18 protein-coding genes are annotated in these 23873 nt (G+C 72.3%); 14 read left to right on the forward strand and 4 right to left on the reverse strand.

The features are described 5' to 3' along the window. Window positions 1-177: 177 nt before the first annotated feature. Window positions 178-2400: a (Fe-S)-binding protein gene (locus BI06_RS08945; protein WP_043466876.1), complete on the reverse strand. Its 2223-nt coding sequence runs from the start codon at window positions 2398-2400 to the stop codon at window positions 178-180. A gap of 321 nt (window positions 2401-2721) precedes the next feature. Here BI06_RS08945 and dnaK point away from each other — a divergent pair, with 321 nt between their 5' ends. The 6 genes from dnaK (at window position 2722) to BI06_RS08975 (ending at window position 9455) form a co-directional block, all read left to right on the forward strand. Further along, on the forward strand, window positions 2722-4569 hold the full coding sequence (dnaK, locus tag BI06_RS08950) for a molecular chaperone DnaK (protein WP_030392511.1): 1848 nt from the start codon (window positions 2722-2724) through the stop codon (window positions 4567-4569). Then, window positions 4566-5201 (forward strand): nucleotide exchange factor GrpE, encoded by a 636-nt coding sequence (gene grpE / locus BI06_RS08955; protein WP_030392510.1) that lies wholly within the window; start codon window positions 4566-4568, stop codon window positions 5199-5201. Before dnaK ends, grpE begins: the two co-directional genes overlap by 4 nt. A 158-nt stretch (window positions 5202-5359) precedes the next feature. Next, window positions 5360-6511, forward strand: coding sequence for a molecular chaperone DnaJ (dnaJ, locus tag BI06_RS08960; protein ID WP_030392509.1), 1152 nt, complete (start codon window positions 5360-5362; stop codon window positions 6509-6511). A 7-nt stretch (window positions 6512-6518) separates the two neighbouring features. Continuing rightward, window positions 6519-7031 (forward strand): heat shock protein transcriptional repressor HspR, encoded by a 513-nt coding sequence (locus BI06_RS08965; protein WP_078879750.1) that lies wholly within the window; start codon window positions 6519-6521, stop codon window positions 7029-7031. A 203-nt stretch (window positions 7032-7234) separates the two neighbouring features. Then, complete coding sequence (locus BI06_RS08970) at window positions 7235-8266, forward strand: TrmB family transcriptional regulator (protein WP_051740546.1); 1032 nt, start codon at window positions 7235-7237, stop codon at window positions 8264-8266. Window positions 8267-8828: 562 nt separating this feature from the next. Beyond that, complete coding sequence (locus BI06_RS08975) at window positions 8829-9455, forward strand: hypothetical protein (protein WP_051740548.1); 627 nt, start codon at window positions 8829-8831, stop codon at window positions 9453-9455. Window positions 9456-9462: 7 nt separating this feature from the next. Here the strand turns inward: BI06_RS08975 and BI06_RS08980 are convergent, their stop codons facing one another. The 3 genes from BI06_RS08980 to BI06_RS08990 all read right to left on the reverse strand — a co-directional run bounded on the left by BI06_RS08980 (window position 9463) and on the right by BI06_RS08990 (window position 13219). Continuing rightward, entirely contained in the window at window positions 9463-10434 is a 972-nt protein-coding gene (locus tag BI06_RS08980) for a helix-turn-helix domain-containing protein (RefSeq protein WP_030392506.1), read from the reverse strand. Window positions 10435-10468: 34 nt separating this feature from the next. Next, on the reverse strand, window positions 10469-11500 hold the full coding sequence (locus BI06_RS55075; RefSeq protein ID WP_030392505.1) for a LuxR family transcriptional regulator: 1032 nt from the start codon (window positions 11498-11500) through the stop codon (window positions 10469-10471). A gap of 594 nt (window positions 11501-12094) precedes the next feature. Then, window positions 12095-13219, reverse strand: coding sequence for a C4-dicarboxylate ABC transporter (locus BI06_RS08990; protein WP_030392504.1), 1125 nt, complete (start codon window positions 13217-13219; stop codon window positions 12095-12097). A 71-nt stretch (window positions 13220-13290) separates the two neighbouring features. Here BI06_RS08990 and BI06_RS08995 point away from each other — a divergent pair, with 71 nt between their 5' ends. The 8 genes from BI06_RS08995 to pyrE all read left to right on the forward strand — a co-directional run bounded on the left by BI06_RS08995 (window position 13291) and on the right by pyrE (window position 23822). Then, entirely contained in the window at window positions 13291-14358 is a 1068-nt protein-coding gene (locus BI06_RS08995) for a LysR family transcriptional regulator (RefSeq protein WP_082558385.1), read from the forward strand. A 71-nt stretch (window positions 14359-14429) separates the two neighbouring features. Next, window positions 14430-17036 (forward strand): ATP-dependent chaperone ClpB, encoded by a 2607-nt coding sequence (gene clpB, locus BI06_RS09000; RefSeq protein WP_043466881.1) that lies wholly within the window; start codon window positions 14430-14432, stop codon window positions 17034-17036. A 182-nt stretch (window positions 17037-17218) separates the two neighbouring features. Further along, window positions 17219-17782, forward strand: a complete 564-nt coding sequence (locus tag BI06_RS09005) for a YbjN domain-containing protein (protein ID WP_030392501.1) — start codon at window positions 17219-17221, stop codon at window positions 17780-17782. Window positions 17783-17930: 148 nt separating this feature from the next. Then, entirely contained in the window at window positions 17931-19121 is a 1191-nt protein-coding gene (locus BI06_RS09010) for a pyridoxal phosphate-dependent aminotransferase (protein WP_043466883.1), read from the forward strand. Window positions 19122-19565: 444 nt separating this feature from the next. Continuing rightward, the gene (locus tag BI06_RS09015) at window positions 19566-20093 is read left to right on the forward strand and encodes a DUF2617 family protein (protein WP_030392499.1); all 528 of its coding nucleotides are present in this window, start codon (window positions 19566-19568) and stop codon (window positions 20091-20093) included. Between the two features lie 142 nt (window positions 20094-20235). Continuing rightward, window positions 20236-21885 (forward strand): polyamine aminopropyltransferase, encoded by a 1650-nt coding sequence (locus BI06_RS09020; RefSeq protein ID WP_233290080.1) that lies wholly within the window; start codon window positions 20236-20238, stop codon window positions 21883-21885. 129 nt (window positions 21886-22014) lie between these two features. Beyond that, window positions 22015-23232, forward strand: a complete 1218-nt coding sequence (locus BI06_RS09025; protein ID WP_149030317.1) for a hypothetical protein — start codon at window positions 22015-22017, stop codon at window positions 23230-23232. 53 nt (window positions 23233-23285) lie between these two features. Next, complete coding sequence (pyrE, locus tag BI06_RS09030) at window positions 23286-23822, forward strand: orotate phosphoribosyltransferase (RefSeq protein ID WP_043466891.1); 537 nt, start codon at window positions 23286-23288, stop codon at window positions 23820-23822. The last annotated feature ends 51 nt before the right edge of the window (window positions 23823-23873 follow it).

Here is a 23873-nt window from a genome sequence, read left to right on the forward strand (position 1 = left end):
CCGGGACGGGGCCGGGCGCCGGCCGGGAGAACCCGCGGCGGTCACCGGAAAAGCCCCGGGCCGTCACCGGAAAGACCCGGCCCGGGCGGATGCCGGTGGCACCCCCCGGGCCGGGCGGTTGTTGCAGAACTGTCGAACAAGCGGGCCGGTTCACGGCCCCGCCGGGCGGGACGTCGCTCAGGCGTCGACCGTCTGCGGCTCCTCGGCCTCGGCCGGCGGGACCGCCTTGACCGAGTCGAGCAGCAGCTGGGCGACGTCGACGACCTTCAGGTGCTCCTTGGCCGCGCCCTCGTTCTTCTTGCCGTTCACCGAGTCGGAGAGCATCACCAGGCAGAACGGGCAGGCGGTGGAGACGATGTCCGGGTTCAGGGACAGCGCCTCGTCCACGCGCTCGGTGTTGATCCGCTTGCCGATGCGCTCCTCCATCCACATCCGCGCGCCGCCGGCGCCGCAGCAGAAGCCGCGCTCCTTGTGGCGGTGCATCTCCTGCTGGCGCAGACCGGGGACCTTGTCCATGATCTCGCGCGGCGGGCTGTAGACCTTGTTGTGCCGGCCCAGGTAGCAGGGGTCGTGGTACGTGATCAGGCCCTCGACCGGGTTGACCGGCACGAGCTTGCCCTCGTCGATGAGGTGCTGCAGCAGCTGGGTGTGGTGGATGACCTCGAAGTGGCCGCCCAGCTGCGGGTACTCGTTGGCGATGGTGTTGAAGCAGTGCGGGCAGGTCGCCACGATCCGCTTGACCGGGGCGTCCTCCAGCGCGGCGTTCAGGGTCTCGACGTTCTGCGCGCCGAGCATCTGGAAGAGGAACTCGTTGCCCAGGCGGCGGGCGGAGTCACCGGTGCAGGACTCCTCCTTGCCGAGGATCGCGAACTGCACGCCCGCGGTGTGCAGCAGTTCGGCGAAGGCCTTGGTGGTCTTCTTCGCCCGGTCCTCCAGGGCGCCGGCGCAGCCGACCCAGTACAGGTACTCGACCTCGGCGGGGTCGATGTCCTCGCCGATCACCGGCACCTCGATGCCGGTCTCCTTCTTGAGCTCCTTGACCCAGTCGAGGCGGGCCTTGGTGGCCATGCCCCAGGGGTTGCCCTTGTTCTCCAGGTTCTTGAGCATGGTGCCGGCCTCGGTGGGGAACGAGGACTCGATCATGACCTGGTAGCGGCGCATGTCGACGATGTGGTCGATGTGCTCGATGTCGACGGGGCACTGCTCGACGCAGGCGCCGCAGGTGGTGCAGGACCACAGCACGTCCGGGTCGATGACGCCGTTCTCCTCGGCGGTGCCGATCAGCGGGCGCTCGGCCTCGGCCAGGGCGGCCGCCGGGACGTCCGCCAGCTGCTCGGCGGTGGCCCTCTCCTCGCCCTCCATGTCCTTGCCGCCGCCGGCCAGGAGGTAGGGGGCCTTGCCGAAGGCGTGCTCGCGCAGGCTCATGATCAGCAGCTTCGGCGAGAGCGGCTTGCCGGTGTTCCAGGCCGGGCACTGCGACTGGCAGCGGCCGCACTCGGTGCAGGTGGAGAAGTCGAGGATGCCCTTCCAGGAGAAGTGCTCGACCTGGGAGACGCCGAAGACGGCGTCGTCGGCCGGGTCCTCGAAGTCGATCGGCGCGCCGCCGCTGGTCATCGGGCGCAGCTCGCCGAGCGCGGTGGAGCCGTCCTCGGCGCGCTTGAAGTAGATGTTGAAGAAGGCCAGGAAGCGGTGCCAGGCGACGCCCATCGAGGGGTTGATGCCGATGGTGATCGCCCAGGCGAAGGAGGTGCAGATCTTCAGCATCGCGAAGATGTAGACCAGGTTCTCCAGGGTCCCGTGGGACAGGCCGCGGAAGGCCGCCACCAGCGGGTAGGAGATCAGGTACTTGGCCTCGTAGGAGCCGACGCCCTCCAGCGCGCCCTCCAGGCCGCGCAGGATCATGATGCACAGGCCGATGCCGAGGATCGTGTACTCGACGTAGAAGGCCTGCCAGGCGATCGAGCCGGCGAAGCGGGACTTGCGGCCGGCCCGGCCGGGCAGGCTCAGCAGGCGGATCACGATCAGGGCGGCGATGCCCAGCGTGGTGAAGGTGCCGACCAGCTCGGTGAAGAGCTCGTACGGCAGCCAGCCGCCGAGCACCGGCAGCACGACCTCGGCGTCGAACAGCTGGAAGAACGCCGTGAGCAGGGTCAGGCCCAGGGTGAAGAAGCCGACCGCGACGAACCAGTGGGCGACGCCGACGATCCCCCAGCGGTTCATCCTGGTGTGGCCGACGAACTCCACGGCCACGGTCTTCGCCCGCTGGGCGGGCTGCCCGAAACGGGTGGCGTCCGGCTGGCCGGTCCGCACCACCCGGTAGATGTAGAGCGCCGCACGAGCGGCGAGCGCGGTGCCGACCACGAACGTGACCAGCGAGATGACGATCGCTGCTAGCTGCATCGGCTCTCCGTCTCCTGCGGCTTGCTTGTTGCGGGTGTGCAGTGTCTCCGGGGCAGTGTACTCGTCGGTAACTTGCTGGGCCGACGGCCCGGACATTACCGCCGGGCACCACTTCTCCTGAAGATGCTCAAGGTATGGCGGCAGTCACGTGAACGCACGCCCGGGGGCACCCCGGCCGTGTCACGACGGCGCCACGGCCGCCTCCCCGCACCCCTCGGCTCACCAAAGTTGAGCGATGAGGACTCATAGCTGTTGACGCGTCCCGGCCTGTCATGCATCCTTGAGCCTGTAAAGCTCAACTCTTCCGTGGAGGTATTTACGATGGCACGCGCGGTCGGCATCGACCTCGGCACGACGAACTCGGTCGTCAGCGTTCTGGAGGGTGGCGAGCCCACCGTCATCACGAACGCCGAGGGCGCGCGGACCACGCCGTCCGTCGTCGCCTTCGCCAAGAACGGCGAGGTGCTCGTCGGCGAGGTGGCCAAGCGCCAGGCGGTCACCAACGTGGACCGCACCATTCGCTCGGTCAAGCGCCACATGGGCACCAGCTGGAAGATCGGGCTGGACGGCAAGGACTTCAACCCGCAGCAGATCAGCGCCTTCATCCTGCAGAAGCTGAAGCGCGACGCCGAGTCCTACCTGGGCGAGACGGTCACCGACGCCGTCATCACCGTCCCGGCGTACTTCTCCGACTCCGAGCGCCAGGCGACCAAGGAGGCCGGTGAGATCGCGGGCCTCAACGTCCTGCGCATCGTCAACGAGCCGACCGCGGCCGCCCTGGCCTACGGCCTGGACAAGGACGACCAGACCATTCTGGTCTTCGACCTCGGCGGCGGCACCTTCGACGTCTCGCTGCTGGAGATCGGCGACGGGGTCGTCGAGGTGAAGGCCACCAACGGTGACAACCACCTCGGTGGCGACGACTGGGACCAGAAGGTCGTCGACCACCTGGTCAAGGTCTTCCAGGCCGGCCACGGCGTCGACCTGTCCAAGGACAAGATGGCGCTGCAGCGTCTGCGCGAGGCCTCCGAGAAGGCCAAGATCGAGCTGTCCTCGTCCTCCGAGACCTCGATCAACCTGCCCTACATCACGGCCTCCGCCGAGGGCCCGCTGCACCTGGACGAGAAGCTCACCCGGGCCCAGTTCCAGCAGCTCACCTCGGACCTGCTGGAGCGCTGCAAGGTCCCGTTCCACAACGTCATCAAGGACGCGGGCATCGCCCTCTCCGAGATCGACCACGTCGTCCTCGTCGGCGGCTCGACCCGTATGCCGGCCGTCGCCGAGCTCGTCCGCGAGCTGACCGGCGGCAAGGACGCCAACAAGGGCGTCAACCCGGACGAGGTCGTCGCCATCGGCGCCTCGCTCCAGGCCGGTGTCCTCAAGGGCGAGGTCAAGGACGTCCTGCTGCTCGACGTCACCCCGCTGTCCCTCGGCATCGAGACCAAGGGCGGCATCATGACCAAGCTGATCGAGCGCAACACCACGATCCCGACCAAGCGCTCCGAGATCTTCACCACGGCCGAGGACAACCAGCCGTCCGTGCAGATCCAGGTCTACCAGGGCGAGCGCGAGATCGCGGCGTACAACAAGAAGCTCGGCATGTTCGAGCTGACCGGCCTGCCGCCGGCCCCCCGCGGCCTGCCCCAGATCGAGGTCACCTTCGACATCGACGCCAACGGCATCATGCACGTCGGCGCGAAGGACCTCGGCACCGGCAAGGAGCAGAAGATGACCGTCACCGGCGGCTCCGCGCTGCCGAAGGACGACATCGAGCGCATGATGCGCGAGGCCGAGCAGTACGCGGAGGAGGACCACAAGCGCCGCGAGGCCGTGGAGACCCGCAACCAGGCCGAGCAGCTCGTGTACTCCACCGAGAAGTTCATCGCCGACAACTCCGACAAGCTCCCGGCCGACGTCAAGACCGAGGTCGAGACCGCCATCGGCGAGCTCAAGGAGGCCCTGAAGGGCGAGGACATCGCGGCGATCCGCGAGGCCTCGGAGAAGGTCTCCACCACCGCCCAGAAGCTCGGCCAGGCGCTCTACGCCAACGCCGACGCCGCCGGTGCGGCGGGCGCGGCCGGCGACGCCGGTGAGGCCGGTGCCAAGGACGACGACGTCGTCGACGCCGAGATCGTGGACGACGAGAAGCCCAAGGGCGGTGCGGCATGACGGAGAAGCCGCAGGGTGCCGAGCCCGGCGACGACTCCGCCGCCGAGGAGGCCGTGATCAAGGCCGCCGAGGAGGCCGCCTCCGCCGGTGCCGAGGGCACCGACGCGGGCACCCCCTCGGGGGACGCTGCGGCCAAGCAGCTCGCCGAGCGCACCGCCGATCTCCAGCGCCTCCAGGCCGAGTACCAGAACTACCGCAAGCGGGTCGAGCGCGACCGGCTGACGGTCCGCGAGATCGCCGTCTCCAACATCCTGGAGTCGCTGATCCCGGTCCTGGACGACATCGGCCGGGCCCGCGACCACGGCGAGGTGACGGGCGGTTTCAAGTCCGTCGCCGAGTCCCTGGAGACGGTCGTCGCCAAGCTGGGCCTGCAGCAGTTCGGCAAGGAGGGCGAGCCCTTCGACCCGACCATGCACGAGGCGCTGATGCACAGCTACTCCTCGGAGGTCACCGAGGACACCTGCGTCCAGATCCTCCAGCCCGGTTACCGGATCGGCGAGCGGATCATCCGCCCGGCGATGGTCGCGGTCGCGGAGCCCCAGCCGGGCACCCAGACCACGCCCGGCCCGGACGCCGACACCGCCAAGGGCGGGGAGAAGAAGGACCAGGCCGACGGTGGCTCGGACAGCTGACCACCGGTGACAGCTGACAACCCTTGCGCTGCGGAGTCGTACGCCGGCCAGTACGGCGGACGGCTCCGCAGCGCGCTGTCGAGGTCCCCCGGCACGACCCGCCGGGTTCCGACCGTTGACAGCACTGTGACGATGGACCTCGGGAGGTGGCGCCGGCCATGAGCGGCAAGGACTACGTGGAGAAGGACTACTACAAGGTCCTCGGCGTGCCGAAGGACGCCAGCGCCACAGAGATCAAGAAGACCTACCGCAAGCTGGCGCGCGAGTTCCACCCCGACGCCAACAAGGGCGACACCAAGGCCGAGGAGCGGTTCAAGGACATCTCCGAGGCCTACGACGTCCTCTCCGACGAGAAGCGCCGCAAGGAGTACGACGAGGCCCGCAGCCTCTTCGCCAACGGCGGCTTCCGGGGCGGCCCCGGTGGCACCGGCAGCTACAGCTTCGACTTCGGCGACCTGTTCAGCGGCAGCCAGGGCGGCGGCGGCAACGGCGGGATCGGCGACGTCTTCGGCGGCCTCTTCAACCGGGGCGGCCGGCAGGCCCAGCCGCGGCGCGGCTCCGACGTCGAGACCGAGGTGACGCTCTCCTTCGAGGAGGCCGTCGACGGTGCGACCGTCCCGCTGCGGATGACCAGCCAGGCCCCCTGCCGCCTCTGCAACGGCACCGGCGCCAAGTCCGGCACCACCCCGCGGGTCTGCCCGACCTGCGTGGGCTCCGGCACCGTGAGCCGGGGCCAGGGCGCCTTCGCGCTCTCCGAGCCCTGCCGGGACTGCCGCGGCCGCGGCATGATCGTCGACGACCCGTGCACCGACTGCCACGGCAGCGGCCGGGCCAGCTCCGCCCGCACCATGCAGGTCCGGATCCCGGCCGGCGTCCAGGACGCCCAGCGGATCCGGCTCAAGGGCAAGGGCGCCCAGGGCGAGCGCGGCGGCCAGCCCGGTGACCTCTACGTCACCGTGCACGTCGACCCGCACCCCGTCTTCGGGCGCAAGGCCGACAACCTGACCGTGACCGTCCCGGTCACCTTCCCCGAGGCCGCGCTCGGCGGCACCATCGAGGTGCCGACGCTGAACGGCCCGTCGGTGAAGCTCAAGCTGCCCCCGGGCAGTGCCAACGGCCTGACCCTGCGGGCCCGCGGCAAGGGCGCCACCCGCAAGGACGGCACCCGCGGCGACCTGCTGGTCACCGTGGAGGTCGTGGTGCCCCAGACCGTCACCGGCGACGCGCTGACCGCACTGGAGCAGTACCGCGAGGCGACCGCCTCCGACGACCCACGAGCCGCCCTGTTCAGAGCGGCGAAGGGAGCGTGACGACCAGATGATCCCCGACGAACCCATCGGACCCGGCCTCGGTGACGGCCTTCCCGGTGGCGGCGCCCGGCGCACCACGCGCCGGAGCGCCCCGCAGCCCCACTACGTGCTCACCGAGGAGACCCCGGTCTACGTGATCTCGGTGGCCGCCGAGCTCTCCGGTCTGCACCCGCAGACCCTCCGCCAGTACGACCGGCTCGGCCTGGTCTGCCCCGACCGCACCGCCGGCCGGGGCCGCCGCTACTCCGCGCGCGACATCCAGCAGTTGCGCGAGGTCCAGCGGCTCTCCCAGGACGAGGGCATCAACCTGGCCGGCATCAAGCGGATCATCGAGCTGGAGAACCAGGTCAGCGCCCTCCAGTCCCGGATCGCGGAACTGGCCGACTCCCTGGAGAGCGCGGCCGCCGCACTCCAGCAGCGCGAGGCCACCATCCACGCCTCCTACCGCCGCGACCTCGTCCCGTACCAGCCCCCCACGCCGCACTCCAGCGCCCTGGTCGTCTGGCGCCCCAAGCGCTGACCTCCCGCGCCGCCCCGCCGACGCCGCCGGTTTCCCCCTGGCCGGGGGGTCCCGGCGGCGCGGCGTTTGGTGAGAGAGTGCTCGGTGCAGGCAACAGCAGATCGAGAAACACCGATGCCGGCCCTCGAAGGCTCTGTCCAAGATCCCCGTCGAAGCCGGCGCCCCGGCTTCGCACAGCCCTATCCGACACCAGGGAGCCGCAGATGAGCGAGACGGCCGATCCCGGACTCACCTCAGGCGGTCTCGGCGTCCTTTCGGATAATGCACGCAAGCTGTATCTCGACATCCTGCACACCCACGGTCGCCTGTTGCCCGAAAACCGGGAGGCCACCGATGCCAAGTACCTTCAGGAGCTTCTCGACATCGGCCTGCTGGTGCCGGACACGGACGATCCGAACGTCCTCGTGGCCGTGGACCCCCAGCAGCTTTCGTCCGGACTCATCGCCTCCTGGCAGCGCAAGGCCCTCGACCTGCTGTCCCGGGCCGAGGCACTGCCGATCGACCTGAAGGACCTGACCGAGGCTTTCCACACGCCGAAGCAGACCGGCGGCAGCATCGAGTACGTGCGCGGAAAAGTGCTGATCAACCAACGGCTGGGCCAGTTGACCAACAGCTGTACCGAGGAGTTCCTGGCCGCGCAGCCGGGCGGTCCCCGCCCTCCGGAGGCCCTTGCCAGCAGCCGGGACCGGGATCTGGCCCTGCTCCAGAGAGGCGCCTCGTTCCGGACGATCTACCACCCGAGTACCCGCTACCACGCGGCCACCAGGGACTACGTCCTGGCGATCACGGACGGGGGCGGGGAGGTCCGCACCCTGGACGAGCCCTATACGCGACTCATCGTCGTCGATCGGCGTACCGCCATCATTCCTGTCGCCGACGACCTGAATGTGGCCGCGTTCATTCACGACAGGGCGATCATCAGCTATCTGGTCTCCGACATCTTCGAGCGCAACTGGAACCGCGCACTCGAATTCGACGGCGCCCGAGCGGTGCCCCAGGAAGTCATCTCACGCCTGCGACAGACGATCATCGATCTGCTGCTGAAGGGCACCAGTCATCGCGTCATAGCCAGGAGCCTCGGCATCAGTGAACGGACCCTCGCACGTCACATAGCGGACATGCGGGAGGACTACAAGGTCGATTCACTGTTCCAGCTCGGATACGTGCTGGCCCGAACGCCTCAGCACGGTCACCCCGAGAGCCGGCCGGACGGGCTGGACCAGGTCACCGACTGACCCGGCGAGCCCTCCGACGAACCGGCTCAGGTCCAGTTGCTGTCGCTGTCCGTCAGTGCCACCGTCCGCAGCTCCGAGGACGCGGGGCTGTGCGACGCGGGCTGGTGGCCGGAAGCTGCCGAGACAATCTGGCTGCTCGCGGTCAATACTGCTACAACGGCAGCGATCGAAACTGCCACAATGCGAACGTGCCGGCGCAGGCGAAGCATGCGATCACGCCTTCCTGAGTAGTCGCAAGGTATCGAGCAATGGGAACAGCTGAGCAATCGACCACATAATGCCCCAGCTCGAACGCGCGCGCCACATGCCCCCTGCGCAGAAGTGCGTCATCTCCATGCCAGGCAGTCAGATGACACCTCTCAGCAGTGGACTCGACCGCCCCGAGCGATGGACGATCAGTTCGCTCCCGATGGTCCCGGCAAGCTCACCACACTTGCCGATGTACCTTCAATTCACCATTCGGCCCCGCACCTCGGGCGGAGACCGCAGCCACGCCGATCGGAACCCCTGACCCAACCCTGCCGGACCTGGTGAACCCGATCAGCCACTCCCCGGAGTCGACATGACTGAGCCCTACCTGCGTCACCACGACAGCCAGGCCCACGAGGGTCGGCGTGCACGAGTCTTCCTGGCCGCGCCGCTGATGCGGCTGACCGGGCCGGCGGACAGTGTGGTGACTCTCGCCAGCCGGACGCGGCTGACCACCCTCCGCACCACCCTTCTCCGCAGTGGCGCCGCCGTCTACAGCGCCCACCACAGTGACGCCTGGACCGTCGCCGGCCGCGCCCCCGAGCCGCGGGTGCCGTCGGACTTCCGCGCGCTGCAGTCCGCGGACCTGGTCTTCGCCTACGTCGGCGCGCCGCTCTCCGCCGGCGTCAGCCTGGAGCTGGGCTGGGCGTCCGCGCTGCGCAAGCCGATCGTCCTGCTGGTGGACGAGGCCATCACCCACAACCCGCTGATCGCCACCATCGAGCAGGTCGCCCCCGTCCTGCCGCTGGTCTTCGACGACACCTGGTCCCAGGAGGCGCTCCACCACACCGTGGAGACCGCCCTCGACTGGGCCGGCATGGCGCTCTCCCTGCGCGAGGGCTTCTGGACCGCCCCCGGCGAGCAGTTCACCGTCCCCCGGCAGCAGCCCCCGGCCGTCGGCCCGACCGGCTACTGGCCCACCGGCGCGGCCACCGGCTGATCGCGGCTCAGGCACCGGGCTCCCCCGCCCGGGCTCCGCGCATCTGCCAGCCGAGCTGGAACAGCGTCTCCGCGTCGTACATCTCCCGGAGCCGGGAGATGTAGGCGGCCACCGTCCGCTCGCTCAGTCCCAGCCGTGCGGCGATCGTCCGCTGGGTCAGCCCCTGGGCGAGCAGCCGGCCGACCTGCTCGTGCACCGCGGAATCGGCCGTACCGGCAGCCAGCGCGGCCCAGTTGACGCCTTCGGCGTGGTGCCAGTGCTGCTCGAAGGTGTCCACCAGGAACGCCACCACGGCCGGATCGGTCACCAGTACGGCCTTTGTCCCGTCGGCGCCCTTCGGCAGCACCGCCACCGAACGGTCGAAGATCACCAGGCGGGTGAAGTCGGCGGCCAGCGTCCGGATCGAGCAGCCGAGTCGGGTGACCTCCGCGGCGTAGTCGACCGTGGCCGGGTCGAGCCTGGCCGGCGGCTGGTAGATCGTCCGGACGCTGCCGCCCCTGCGCAGGTAGGCACTGGTGTGGTGGAGCATGTCCGCGATGACGCCGGCCGGACGGGCGCCTCCCGGCTGCATGGTCATGGACTCGTGCGGGTACTCCCGCGCGAGGCAGGTCAGCAGCGTGCGGATCTCCGGCACACCCTCGACATGCTCCACCCCTCCCGTCACATCGAGGTGGCGCGAGGTGCGTTCGTAGGCCCGGACGAGTTCGTCCAGGCGGTCCGGCAACCGCTCGGACTGCTGGAGCAGCCTGACCCCCTCCGCCCGCAGGTCCGCGGCCACCTGGTCGGCGAGCGCCCGCGGGCTCACGGCCACGTACGACGAGTCCAGGGCGTGCGGCACCAGCAGGCCGAGGCGGATCAGCGCCTCCAGCGCGCCCCGGTCCGCCGGGTCCACCTCGGCGGACCCGATCCGGCCGCCCTCGCGCAGCACCGCGAGGTAGAGCTCCCGGGCGGCCTCGTCCGGCAGTACCGCGTTCAGCACCTCGGAGGTCCTGGGGACCGCCGGGGCCGCCGGCTCATCCGTCGTCACGGCCGCCCCGCATCAGCCAGCCGAGCTGGAAGAGGGTCTGGGCGCCGTAGCGGTCGCGCAGCCGGGAGATGTGGGCGGCGACGGTGCGTTCGCTCAGACCGAGGCGGGTGGCGACGGCGCGCTGGGTGAGGCCGCGGGCGAGCAGGCGGCCGACGCGTTCGGGCGGGCTGTGGGCGGCGCCCCGGCCGGGCGCGGTGGAGCGGCCGATGGCATCGGCGCGGCACCAGTCGCGTTCGAAGGCGTTGACGATGAAGGCGATCGCGGCCGGGTCGGTGATGAACGCGGCGGTGCTGTGGTCGTCCGAGGCGGAGATCACGGCCACCGAGCGGTCGAAGATCATCAGCCGCTGGATGGGCTCGTCCAGGATCCGGATCAGCGAGCCGCGCCGGGTGACCTCCTCGGCGTAGGCCAGGGCGGGCGGTTCGGACATCGCGACCGGCTGGTAGATGGTGCGCAACGAGCAGCCGCGCCGGAGCAGTTGGACGTCCTGCTGGATCGCGATCTTGAGCGCGTCGGCCGGCCGGGGCCCCGGCTGGGCGGTGAGGACCTCGGTACGGCAGTCGGAGACCAGCTGCGAGATCCGGTGCCGGATGTGGATGTGGCCCTCGATGTAGACGGCCCCGCCGGAGCGCTCGGGCGGGCGGGGCATCGCGTCGTAGGCGCGGGTGAGGGCGTCCAGGGTGCCGGGGAGGTTCTCGGCGCGGACCAGGAGCCGGGTGGCCTCGCTGCGGAGTTCGGCGCCGAGGCGGTCGCTGACCGAGCGGGGGCTCACGGCGGTGTAGCAGGCGTCCATCGGGTTGGGCACCAGCAGGCCGATGGAGACCAGCCGGTGGACGGCCGCGCGGTCGGCCTCGGGGACGTCGGCGAAGCGGACGCGGCCGCCGTCGGCGAGGATCGCCAGGTAGAGGCCGCGGGCGGTCTCGTCGGGCTCGCCGGCGGCCGCGGCGGTGCCGGCCGCGCCCTCGTCGGGGGCGCCGCCCGAGGTGTCCTTCGGATCCGCCGTCGCTCCGAACGTCACGTCGAACGCTCCCTGCCGGGTTCTCTCGGGGTGTGGTGCTCCGCGCGCGCGGCGCGGTGACCGTCGGCCCTCACGCTACTGGGGACCGACGGGTCCCCGGACCTCGGGTGCCGTCGCACACGGATCCGGGGAGCCGTCGGTCTACGCCGCGGTCCCAGCGCTTCCGGCGAGGCGGAGCAGCAACGCCTCGCCGGCTCCGGTCCCGGGGGCCATCACCACACATGGCGTCCCGGCCGGCGCTCTTCCCCCCCGATATGCAGGCACGTGCGGACGTGCCGGTCGCATCCAGCAATGAAGAGCAAGTCGCCGTCATCGGGCTGCGGTTGCCCGGACGACCTGGCGTGACTCCACCCTCACAGCGTGACGGCCGGTGAACAAGTGCCGCCCTGCTGCATGTTCTCGCAATTGCAGAAACCTGCAGCACCGGACCGGCCCCGACCGGCCCGGTCCGTTGCCGGTTCCTGCGAAGTACCAGGTCAGCGAGGTGTGGCGGAAGTTCTCCGACCGCCCGTCCGGTCGGTGGCGGACGCGCGGAGTCCGGAAAACCGGACGGGTGGGGCCGTCGGGGCCGGTCCCGGCGGGCCTCAGCGGGCCTCAGCGGGCCAGCAGCCGTCCGCCGGCCAGCGCGGCGGCCGTGCCGCCGGCCGCGATCGCCCAGCCCGCCAGCAGCAGCGCGAACAGGCCGACGGCAAGCCCGGTGAACCCGGCGAAGCCGGTGTGCCGGGCCAGCGCGGCCGCCCCGGTGACGCAGGTGCCGACCGGGAAGGTGAACGCCCACCAGGTCATCCCGAACCCCATCCCGGCCCGCCGGGCGCGCAGATTGGCGGCGAGGGCGAGCAGCAGCCACAGCATCGCGACACCGAGCACGGCCACGCCGTACAGCTCGGCGAGCGGGAGCGCGACCGGGGCGAGCCGGGGCAGGACCGGGCCGGCGGCGTCGGCGAGCTGGTGCACGGCGGTGGTGGACTGACCGAGCGGGCCGAGCACCAGGAACAGGGTCGGGGTGAGCGCCAGGGCGGACAGCTTGCTGTGCACCAGGCCGGTGAGCACCACCGGCAGCAGGGCCAGGGTGGCCAGCAGGCCGATCCCGAACAGCGTCGCGCAGCCGTAGAGCAGGGCCTCCCGGGCACTGCCTGCGGGCAGGTGCGGGACCAGCGCCGGGCCGGCGGCGGAGGCGACCAGCGGGGCGACCACGGGCAGCAGCCAGGTCGGGTTGGCGCCGAGCGGGGAGACCTTGTGCCGGGTGATCATCAGATAGGGGATGCCGACCGCGACGGCCAGCGCGTACAGCGTGCCCGCCGTCCACAGCACCAGGTCGATCGCGACGGCCGGGCCGGTGCCGAGCACCCGGGAGCCGACGGTCAGGGTGCCGAGGCCGACCGAGAGCAGCGCCATCGGCGGACAACCGTAGAAGACGGCGGTGGCCGGGTTCTCCAGCAGGTGCTCCCGGGCGGCCTCGCGGTGCCGGGTCAGGTGGACCGCGCGGGCGGTACCGAGCAGCAGCAGGGCGGCCAGTCCGAGCGCCCACGCCACCTCGGCGAACCCCAGCAGGCCGGGCCACCGGACCGGGAGGGCGGCCGCGCCGTTCGCCACGATCGCCGTCCCCATGACCACCGCGTACCAGTTCGGGGTGAGCTGGGAGAGGTCGAGGCGGCGGGCCCGGGCGGTGAGGCGGGCCCGGGCGGACATCGGGGGAGCGGCGCTGAGCAGGGTGACCATGGCATCAACCGTCCCCCGGGACGGCGGCCGCCGGTAGCGCCGCGCGCTCTATGAGGGCATAGCCTGGATCTATGCCCCTCTCCCCGCGCGTCCCCGAAATCGGTGCCCTGGAGCTGCTGCTCGCGGTGGCCCGGCTCGGCAGTGTCGGCCGGGCGGCCGCCGAGATCGGGGTGAGCCAGCCGACCGCCAGCGCCCGGATCAAGGGCATGGAGCGGCAGATCGGCGTCCCGCTGCTGGAGCGCTCCCCGCGTGGCTCCCGGCCCACCGAGGCGGGCCGGCTGGTGGTCGAGTGGGCCCGGCAGGTGGTGGAGGCGGCGCAGGCGCTGGACGCCGGGATCGACGCGCTGCGCGAGCGCCGGGACGCCCGGCTGACCGTGGTGGCCAGCCTGACCGTCGCCGAGTACCTGATGCCGGGCTGGCTGCTGGCGCTGCACGCGACCAATCCGGGGACGGCCGTGACGCTGCGCACCGCCAACTCGGCGGACGTGGCCGGGCATGTGCTGTCCGGGGACGCCGACCTGGGCTTCGTCGAGGGGCCGCTGCCGCCGGCCGGGCTGGCGGGCGCGGTGGTGGCGGCGGACCGGCTGGTGGTCGTGGTGGCACCGGACCATCCGTGGGCGCGCCGGCGCTCACCGCTGTCCGGGGCGGAGCTCTCGGCGACCCCGCTGGTGCTGCGCGAACCGGGTTCGGGCACCAGGGAGGTGCTGGAGATGGCGCTGGCCCCGTACGGCGGCGCCGCGCCGCCGCGGCTGGAGCTGGCCTCGTCGACGGCGCTGAAGGCGGCGGCGATGACCGGCGCCGGGCCGGTCTGCCTGAGCGAGCTGGCGGTGGTGGAGGAGCTGGCGACCCGGCGGCTGGTGGCGGTGCGGCTGGCGGAGGAGCTGGACCTGCGGCGGCCGCTGCGGGCGGTCTGGCCGTCCGGGCAGCGGCCGTCCGGGCCGGCCCGGGACCTGCTGGCGCTGACCCGGCGGACGGCGGGGACGCACCAGGCGAGGATGGCCCAGGCGCGGACCCTGCCGCCGAGGGCGGCGGCCCGGCCGGCCACCGGGACGGGCGCGGCCGCGGGCACCGCCGGGTCGGCCGCGCGGAGCGAGCGGCCCGTTCTGCGGGCCCGCCCCGACCGTTCACGCAAAAGTTGAGCGGAATAGACTCAACTTAGTGCATGCTGTAGAGAGCAGACATCAGCTCGACGAGGGAGGACCCCCCAGCAGTGGACGCCAGCAAGTTCACCACCAAGACGCAGGACGCCCTGTCCGCCGCGATCCGGCAGGCGGGCGCGGCCGGCAACCCGGACGTCAAGCCGGTGCACATCCTGATCGCCCTGCTGGAACAGCCCGAGGGCATCGCCAGGCCGCTGCTCGAGGCGGTCGGCGCAGACGTGTCCGCGATCGACGCCGACGCCCGCCGGCAGCTGACCGCACTCCCGAGCGCCTCCGGCTCCACCGTCGCCGCGCCGCAGCTGGCCCGCGACACCATGGCCGTGCTGACCGAGGCCGGCAAGCGCGCCGACGACCTCGACGACCAGTACGTCTCCACCGAGCACCTGCTGGTCGGCCTGGCCGCCGAGGGCGGCGCGGTCGCCGAGCTGCTGGTGCGGCAGGGCGCCACCGCCAAGGCGCTGCTGGCCGCGTTCAAGGACGTCCGCGGCAGCGCCCGGGTCACCTCGCCGGACCCGGAGGGCACCTACAAGGCCCTGGAGAAGTACGGCACCGACCTCACCCAGGCCGCCCGGGACGGCAAGCTCGACCCGGTGATCGGCCGGGACCAGGAGATCCGCCGGGTGGTCCAGGTGCTCTCCCGCCGGACCAAGAACAACCCGGTGCTGATCGGCGAGCCCGGCGTCGGCAAGACCGCCGTGGTCGAGGGCCTGGCCCAGCGCATCGTGGCCGGCGACGTGCCGGAGTCTCTGCGCGGCAAGCGGCTGGTCGCCCTGGACCTCGGCGCGATGGTGGCCGGCGCCAAGTACCGCGGCGAGTTCGAGGAGCGACTGAAGGCCGTCCTCAACGACATCAAGCAGAGCAACGGCCAGGTCGTCACCTTCATCGACGAGCTGCACACCATGGTCGGCGCGGGCGCCGGCGGCGACTCCGCGATGGACGCCGGCAACATGCTCAAGCCGATGCTGGCCCGCGGCGAGCTGCGGATGGTCGGCGCCACCACCCTGGACGAGTACCGCGAGCGGATCGAGAAGGACCCGGCCCTGGAGCGCCGCTTCCAGCAGGTGCTGGTCGGCGAACCGAACGTCGAGGACTCGATCGCCATCCTGCGCGGCCTCAAGGGCCGGTACGAGGCGCACCACAAGGTGCAGATCTCGGACGCCGCGCTGGTCGCCGCGGCCACCCTCTCGCACCGCTACATCACCTCCCGCTTCCTGCCGGACAAGGCGATCGACCTGGTCGACGAGGCGGCCTCCCGGCTGCGGATGGAGATCGACTCCTCGCCGGTCGAGATCGACGAACTCCAGCGCTCCGTCGACCGGTTGCGAATGGAGGAGCTGGCCCTGGAGAAGGAGTCGGACCCGGCCTCGGTCGACCGGCTGGCCAAGCTCCGCCGCGATCTCGCCGACAAGAACGAGCAGTTGAGCGTGCTCACGGCCCGCTGGGAGCAGGAGAAGAAGAGCCTGAACCGGGTCGGCGAGCTCAAGGGCCACCTGGAGGACCTGCACGGCGCGCTCGAACGCGCCCAGCGGGACGGCGACTTCGAGCGTGCGTCGAAGCTGATGTACGCCGAGATCCCGGCCGCCGAGAAGGAGCTCACCGAGGCCCAGGAGCGCGCCGCCGGCGAGGACACCTCCGCCTCGATGGTCAAGGAGGAGGTCGGCCCGGACGACGTGGCCGATGTGGTGGCGTCCTGGACGGGCATCCCGGCCGGCCGCCTCATGGAGGGCGAGAGCTCCAAACTCCTTCGCATGGAGGAGGAGTTGGGCCGACGCCTGATCGGCCAGCCGGAGGCCGTGCAGGCCGTGTCGGACGCCGTGCGGCGCACCCGCTCGGGCATCGCCGACCCGGACCGCCCGACCGGCTCCTTCCTCTTCCTCGGCCCCACCGGCGTCGGCAAGACCGAACTCGCCAAGGCCCTGGCCGACTTCCTCTTCGACGACCAGCGGGCGATGGTCCGCATCGACATGAGCGAGTACGGCGAGAAGCACTCCGTCTCCCGCCTGGTCGGCGCCCCGCCCGGGTACATCGGCTACGAGGAGGGCGGCCAGCTCACCGAGGCGGTCCGCCGCCGCCCGTACAGCGTGGTGCTGCTGGACGAGGTGGAGAAGGCCCACCCCGAGGTCTTCGACGTGCTGCTCCAGGTGCTCGACGACGGCCGGCTCACCGACGGCCAGGGCCGCACGGTGGACTTCCGCAACGCGATCCTGATCCTCACCTCCAACCTGGGCAGCCAGTTCCTGGTGGACCCGACCACCCCGGACGAGCGCAAGAAGGACCTCGTCCTGGAGTCGGTGCGGTCCGCCTTCAAGCCGGAGTTCCTCAACCGGCTGGACGACATCGTGGTCTTCGACCCGCTGGGCACCGCCGAGCTGACCCGGATCGTCGACCTCCAGGTGGCCCGGCTCGCCGACCGGCTGCGCGACCGCCGGCTCGAGCTGGAGGTCTCCGCGGCCGCCCGGGACTGGCTGGCGCTCACCGGCTACGACCCGGCGTACGGCGCCCGGCCGCTGCGCCGGCTGGTGCAGTCCGCGATCGGCGACCAGCTGGCCCGGGCGATCCTGGCGGGCCAGGTGCACGACGGCGACACCGTGCTGGTCGAGCGGGACGAGACCGGCGACCGCCTCACCGTGCGTGCCCGCGGACCACTGGAGAAATGACCCTCCGGGACCGGCCGCCCGGACCCGCCGCGCCCCCGGATCACCCGGGGGCGCGCCGTGATCCGGCCATGCCGCCCCGGCTTGCGGGCACCTCTGTGAGGTGGGCCCCGGATGAGGCAGGATGGACTCGGAAGGGCGGCCTCTCATTGCCGACCACCATGTGCACTGAGGAAGAGGACCCCATGAGCATCGACCCGTCGTCCATCCCGTCCTTCGGCGCGCCGCAGGGCGGTCAGCCCGGCGGTCAGGGCGGCCGACCGGCCGGCCCGCCGCCGATCATCGTCCCGGACCAGGCCCTGGTCGGCCAGCTGCTCGACCAGATGCAGCTCAAGCACGTGGTCGACGAGGAGGGTGACCTCACCGCCCCCTGGGAGGGCTTCCGCGTCTACTACATGTTCCGCGGCGAGCAGAAGGAGCTCTTCGCGGTGCGCGCGTTCTACGACCGCGCGTACCCGCTGGAGAAGAAGGGCGAGATCCTCGACCTGATCGACGAGTGGAACCGGGAGACCCTGTGGCCCAAGGTCTACACCCACACCCACGAGGACGGCGTGGTCCGGCTGATCGGTGAGGCCCAGATGATCGTCGGCACCGGCGTCAACCTGGACTACTTCGTCACCACCACCGCCAACTGGACCCAGGCCGCGGTCGGCTTCGAGCAGTGGATCGTCGAGCGTCTGGGCCTCCAGGACGAGATCGAGGGCGAGGGCGGCGAGGACAAGCCGTCCGACGGCGCCGACGAGAACTGAACCCGCGGGGAACCCCCGTGCACGGCCCGCCACCGACGCCCGGTGGCGGGCCGTCCTTGTCCCCGGGGCCCCTCGGGCCCCAGGATGGGCCCGACCGGGCCCCGGGACGGGCCCGGCCACCGCCGACACCGAGGTACGAGGAGCCGTGATGGGTGCGAGGCCGCTGCTGAACCGTCGTCTGGACGGGCTCGGTACGACGATCTTCGCGGAGATGTCCGCACTGGCCACCGCCACCGGCTCGATCAACCTCGGCCAGGGGTTCCCCGACACCGACGGCCCCGAGGAGGTCCGCGAGGCCGCCGTCCGGGCCCTGCGCGACGGGCGCGGCAACCAGTACCCGCCCGGCCCGGGCGTCCCCGAGCTGCGGACCGCGATCTCCGCGCACCAGCGGCGCCGCTACGGCCTCGACTACGACCCGGACACCGAGGTGCTGGTCACCGCCGGCGCCACCGAGGCCATCGCCGCCGCCCTGCTCGCCCTGCTGGAGCCCGGTGACGAGGTCATCGCCCTCGAACCGTTCTACGACTCCTACAGCGCCTGCATCGCGATGGCCGGCGCGGTCCGGGTCCCGCTCACCCTGCGTGCCCCCGACTTCCGCCCCGACCTGGACCGGCTGCGCTCGCTGGTCACCCCGCGTACCCGGCTGCTGCTGCTCAACTCGCCGCACAACCCGACCGGTCTCGTGCTCTCCCCCGAGGAGCTCGCCGCCGTCGCCGAACTCGCCGTCGAGCGCGATCTCCTGGTGGTCACCGACGAGGTCTACGAGCACCTGGTGTTCGAGGGCGCCCACCACCCGATCGCCGCCCTGCCCGGCATGCGCGAGCGCACCGTCTCGATCTCCTCGGCCGGCAAGACCTTCTCCTTCACCGGCTGGAAGGTCGGCTGGGTGACCGGCACGCCCGAGCTGGTCGCCGCCGTCCGCACCGCCAAGCAGTACCTCACCTATGTCAGCGCCGGCCCGTTCCAGTACGCCGTCGCCGAGGCCCTCGCCCTCCCGGACAGCTACTTCGACGGCTTCCGCGCCGATCTGCTGCACAAGCGCGACCTGCTCGCGGACGGCCTCGCCACGGCCGGGTTCCGGGTCTTCCGCCCCCAGGGCACCTACTTCGTCACCACCGACATCACCCCGCTGGGCGAGCAGGACGGCGTCGAGTTCTGCCGCGCCCTGCCCGAGCGCTGCGGGGTCGTGGCCATCCCCAACGCCGTCTTCTACGACGACGCCGACGCCGGCCGCCCGCTGGTGCGCTTCACCTTCTGCAAGCGGGTGGACGTCCTGGAGGAGGCGGTCGACCGACTGACCCGGCTCCGTCCTGTCGACCGGACCTCTCGCACGTCCTGACGATTCGTCAATTCACCCGACGGGCAGCGGCCTTGCTGCCTGTCGGGCAATCCGTCGTGCCTGCGCGGCAGGGTTTCGCCCCAGGCTGCTACCGTGCGCCCGGCGCGTCCGCGGCGAGGGCGCACGCGTAGTGCGAACAGCTTGCGATCCGCGCACACGGCGTGCGGGCCGGAGCGAAAGGCGCGCGCGGTGCACAGTCGCACACCGGGTCGATCAGAGCAGCGAAGCCGATGTGCTCGAAACGGTGAATGCTTGACAAAGTTGGGTAAATCACCGACGGACCCGGCGTATTCGTGCTTCTCTGCTGCTGAATCTCCAGCCGGAATCCTTCCTTCCACGGTCGGCCGCGCCCTGGACCGCACAGCCACGAACAGCCCCGCCTTGACCCGGGCCCGATCGCTGCTGCTCGGAGGGCGCGCACGGAGCTGAAACGCGGAGCCGAGCATGCTCACCACTTTGCAGACCTCCTACACGGACACCCGCGCGGGTGACCTGGCCTGGTGCCTGGGCGGCGAGCCGCTGCCCGCCCTCGCGGTCCGCGACCTGAGACTCGACGGCCCCGGCCTGCCCGGCCCGTCCGGCACCCTCCAGCTGCGCCTGCTGGGCGCCTCCCACCAGGTGGTGATCGCCGCCGGACCGGGCCACTGCCTGGAGACCGTCGCCTGCCTGCCCGGCCGCCGGACGCCGCTGCCCGCCCGGGTGGCCAAGCAGGTCGACGGCTGGGAGTACGAGTTCGCGGCCCGGATCGAGGCCCTCCCGCCGCACGACTTCGCCGCCCGCGCGCAGGAGTTGCTCGCCCTGGTCGAGGGCCACCCGCGCGGCCTGGCCGGCGTCTTCCCCGGCGACCCCAGCGCCTTCACCGCGCTGGTCACCCAGGGCGGGGTGGACCGCCTGCTCTGGCGCACCTGGCACGCCTATCCGCAGGAAGGACGGCTGGTCTGCACCCGCTCCTCGCTGGTGGTCTCCGGATGACCGGCACCGACCCCGCCGTTCCGTCCATAGCCCCGGCCGTGCACATTCATTCGTACGCAGGAACGATTCGTCAACCTGCGATACCGCCCTGTCCGTCGAATGGGCGCAGCCGTCCGTCCCGAACGTCGCCTAGCGTTTGTTCGTGATCAATCATCCGGTCGGTCCGCCCCCCGCACAGCCGGGCCTCGACCTCGACGACGGCAGCCCACCCCGGCCCGGGCGGAGCCTGACCTCCCTGCCCGCCCGCCGTCGGTCCCGCCTGCGCGCCCGCCCCGAGCTCGCCCGGGCGGTGGTGCTGCTCGCCGCGTTCGTCTGCGCGGCCTGCGGACTCGTCTACGAGCTTGAACTCGTGGCCCTCGGCGACTATCTGCTCGGGGACTCGGTCACCCAAACCTCGGTCGTGCTCTCCGTCATGGTGTTCGCGATGGGCCTCGGCTCGCTGCTCGCCAAACGCTTCACCCGCCGGCCCGCCACCGCCTTCGCCCTGGTCGAGTGCGCCCTCGCCCTCACCGGCGGCCTGTCGGTGCTGGCGCTCTACTCCTGCTGGGCCTGGATCGGCCGCTACCAGGCCGCGATGGTCGGCCTGACCTGCCTCATCGGCGTCCTCATCGGCGCCGAGATCCCGCTGCTGATGACCCTGATCCAGCGGATCCGCCGCGAGGAGGCCGGACGCGCCGCCGCCGACCTCTTCGCCGCCGACTACGTGGGCGCGCTGATCGGCGGCCTCGCCTTCCCGTTCCTCATCCTGCCCTTCCTCGGCCCCGGCAGCGGCGCGCTGGTCACTGGCGCCGTCAACGCCGTCGCCGGGGGCGCCCTGGTGCTCTGGCTCTTCCGCGAGGAACCGGACCCCCGGGCCCGCAGGCTGCTCTGGGGCGGCTGCGCGCTCGTGCTCGCCCTGCTCGCCTCGGCCGCGCTGTGGTCCGGCGCGGTCGAGCGGGCGGCCCGGCAGGCCATGTACGGCGGGCAGATCCGCTCCGTCAGCCAGAGCCGCGACCAGGAGCTCGTGCTCACCGGCCCGGCCGAGGGCCCGCTGCGGCTGTACGTCGACGGCCGGCTCGCGGTCTGCGGACCGGACGCCTACCGGGGCGACGAGGCGCTCGTCCACCCCGCCATGGCCGCCGGACCGGACGGGCGGGTGCTGCTGCTCGGCGGCGGGGACGGGCTCGCGCTCCGGGAGGTGCTGCGGCACAGCGGCGTACGCTCGGTGCTGGTGGTCGACCCGGACCCGGCGCTCCCCCGGCTCGCCCGCACCGACCCGGGCCTGTCCGCGCTCTCCGACCGGTCCCTGGACGACCCCCGGGTGCGCACCGCCGAGGCCGACCCGCTGGACTGGCTGCGCGGCGTCCGGCCCTCGCCCGGCCAGTCCTTCGACGTGGTCCTCGCCGACCTGCCCGCCCCCGCCGACGGCGGACCGGTCAAGTTCCACTCCCAGGAGTTCTACGGCCTCACCACCCGGCTGCTCGCCCCGGGCGGACGGCTCGCCGTGCGCGGCGGCGAGGAGCAGCACGGGCGACAGGGGCTGTGGCAGGTGGAGTCCGGACTGCGGGCGGCCGGGCTGCGGACCGTCCCGTACGCCGTCGCGGGCAGCGCGACGGCCAGTTGCCGCCCGGGGCCGGAGAGCACCCAGAGCTTCCTGCTCGCCGCGGCCGCCCAGCCGCCGCTCAGCCTCTCCCCCGACGCCCCGCCGCCCCGCGCCCTCACCGCGGACGGCCTGCGCGCCTCCGCCGCCCGGCTCACCGCCCTGCGGCCGCTCCGCCCGCCCGCCGCCCTCACCCTGCTCGGCCCGCACTGACCCGGATCCGCCGGCCCGTCGGCCCCCGCCTGTCGGGGGCCGGCGGGCGGGCGGCGGGCGGGCGGGCCACGGCGACAGGTAGGGGACAGGGCGGGGCCGGGCGCGGGTTCGGTCGGTAGGCTCCGTGGCATGGAGCATGAGGTTGTCGTCCCGATGCCGGCCGGGCAGGTCCGGCAGGCCCTGCAGGATCCGGCGCTGCTGGCGCGTTCCGTGCCGGGGCTCAGCACCGAACCGGCCGCCGTCGGCGGTGGCCCGGCGGAGGAGATCGGGGGTCGGCTGAAGCTGCGGATCGGCACCTCCACCATCACCTACAAGGGCGTGCTCTCACTGATCGAGGGCCGCGAGGGCGTGCTGACCGCGTTCGCCGAGGGCCAGGAGGCTCGCGGCAGCGGCGAGGCGACCGCCACCGTCCGGATCAGCGTCGCCGAGGGGTCCGAGGAGGGCACCGCGGTGGTGCGCTTCACCGGTGACCTGAGTGCCACCGGGCGGCTGACCGAGTTCGACGGCGAGACGCTCGACGCGGCCGGCCGCCGGCTGCTGGACCGCTTCGCCACCGCCCTGACCTCGCCGGAGGGCACCGCCGCGACCGGGCCCGACAGCGACGCCGAGGACGAGACCGAGGCGAAGGCGGACGCGGAGGCCGAGGTGAAGGTCTCGGCGGAGGCGGAGGCGGAGGCCGTCACCGGGACCGAGGCGGACGCCGCCGAGAACGCCGAGAACGCCAAGGACACCGAGGACACCCAGGGGTCCGACGACACCGGCGACTCGGAGGACTCGGACGACTCCGAGGACTCGGACGACTCCGCCACGGTGGTGTTCCTGGAGAACCGCCACGAGGCCCTCGACGAGGACCGCGAGGACGAGCCCGGCGACGACCTCGACGACGACCTCTCCGACCTCATCGCCTTCTCCGACGCCGACGCGGAGCGGTTCGGCCTCCCGCTCGGCGACCCGGACGAGGACGACGACGTCGACGAGCCCGCCGCCGGCGAGGCCGGGGCCGACACGCCCGCCGCCGGGATCGAGCGCGAGGTCTCCGCCGAGGTCCCCGCCGAGCCGCCCTTCGGCTACGAGCCGGAGCCGGTGCTCGGCGGCCCGGTCCGCCGCAGCATCGTCGGCCGCTCCGCCGAGGAGGTCGACCACGCCCCGCCGCGCGGCCCGTACGCCCCCGCCCTGCCGGCCCGCAGCGCCCGCGCCCGGGCGGCCTCCCGCTGGGGCGGCGACGCCGGCGGCATCGTGGTGCCCGGAGTGGGCGGCCGCAGCACGGTGCCGTGGATGATCGGCGGCGGGGTGGCCCTGCTGGGCGGCACCGTCGTGCTGGTCAGGGCCCTGCGCCGCCGCCGCTGACCGGACACCCGCCGACCGGCCCCGCGCCGGGGCAGGCCCTAGACTGAATGTCCATGAGCAACGACCGCGACGCCCTGCTGGCACAGATCAAGAACAAGGCCGTCGTCCACGGCAAGGTGACCCTTTCCTCCGGCAAGGAGGCCGACTACTACGTCGACCTGCGCCGGATCACGCTGGACGGCCAGGCCGCCCCGCTGGTCGGCCGGGTGATGCTGGACGCCACCTCGCACCTGGAGTACGACGCCGTGGGCGGGCTGACCCTGGGTGCCGACCCGGTCGCCGCCGCGATGCTGCACGCCGCCGCCGCGCGCGGCCGTGAGCTGGACGCCTTCGTGGTCCGCAAGGCCGGCAAGGCGCACGGCCTGCAGCGCCGGATCGAGGGCCCGGAGGTCAAGGGCCGCCGGGTGCTGGCCGTCGAGGACACCTCCACCACCGGTGGCTCGGTGCTGACCGCCGTCGAGGCCCTGCGCGAGGCGGGCGCCGAGGTGGTCGGCGTCGCGGTGATCGTCGAGCGTGGCGGCGCCGCCGCGGTCGAGGCCGAGGGCCTGCCCTACGTCACCGCGTACACCCTGGACGACCTGGGCCTCTGAGCCCGGACTCCCCCGCACGACCGAACGGCCGGGGCCCGGTGCTGTTTCACG

Source organism: Kitasatospora sp. MBT66, from assembly GCF_000710405.2.
GTDB classification, from domain to species: domain Bacteria; phylum Actinomycetota; class Actinomycetes; order Streptomycetales; family Streptomycetaceae; genus Kitasatospora; species Kitasatospora purpeofusca.

Coding starts and splice junctions, on each gene's coding strand:
- pyrE (WP_043466891.1), top strand. CDS start 23,286: ATGAGCAACGACCGCGACGCCCTGCTGGCACAGATCAAGAACAAGGCC.
- BI06_RS08995 (WP_082558385.1), top strand. CDS start 13,291: ATGCCCCTCTCCCCGCGCGTCCCCGAAATCGGTGCCCTGGAGCTGCTG.
- dnaK (WP_030392511.1), top strand. CDS start 2,722: ATGGCACGCGCGGTCGGCATCGACCTCGGCACGACGAACTCGGTCGTC.
- BI06_RS08970 (WP_051740546.1), top strand. CDS start 7,235: ATGAGCGAGACGGCCGATCCCGGACTCACCTCAGGCGGTCTCGGCGTC.
- BI06_RS09025 (WP_149030317.1), top strand. CDS start 22,015: ATGGAGCATGAGGTTGTCGTCCCGATGCCGGCCGGGCAGGTCCGGCAG.
- grpE (WP_030392510.1), top strand. CDS start 4,566: ATGACGGAGAAGCCGCAGGGTGCCGAGCCCGGCGACGACTCCGCCGCC.
- BI06_RS09010 (WP_043466883.1), top strand. CDS start 17,931: ATGGGTGCGAGGCCGCTGCTGAACCGTCGTCTGGACGGGCTCGGTACG.
- BI06_RS09015 (WP_030392499.1), top strand. CDS start 19,566: ATGCTCACCACTTTGCAGACCTCCTACACGGACACCCGCGCGGGTGAC.
- BI06_RS08945 (WP_043466876.1), bottom strand. CDS start 2,400: ATGCAGCTAGCAGCGATCGTCATCTCGCTGGTCACGTTCGTGGTCGGC.
- BI06_RS08990 (WP_030392504.1), bottom strand. CDS start 13,219: ATGGTCACCCTGCTCAGCGCCGCTCCCCCGATGTCCGCCCGGGCCCGC.
- BI06_RS08975 (WP_051740548.1), top strand. CDS start 8,829: ATGACTGAGCCCTACCTGCGTCACCACGACAGCCAGGCCCACGAGGGT.
- BI06_RS09005 (WP_030392501.1), top strand. CDS start 17,219: ATGAGCATCGACCCGTCGTCCATCCCGTCCTTCGGCGCGCCGCAGGGC.
- BI06_RS08965 (WP_078879750.1), top strand. CDS start 6,519: ATGATCCCCGACGAACCCATCGGACCCGGCCTCGGTGACGGCCTTCCC.
- dnaJ (WP_030392509.1), top strand. CDS start 5,360: ATGAGCGGCAAGGACTACGTGGAGAAGGACTACTACAAGGTCCTCGGC.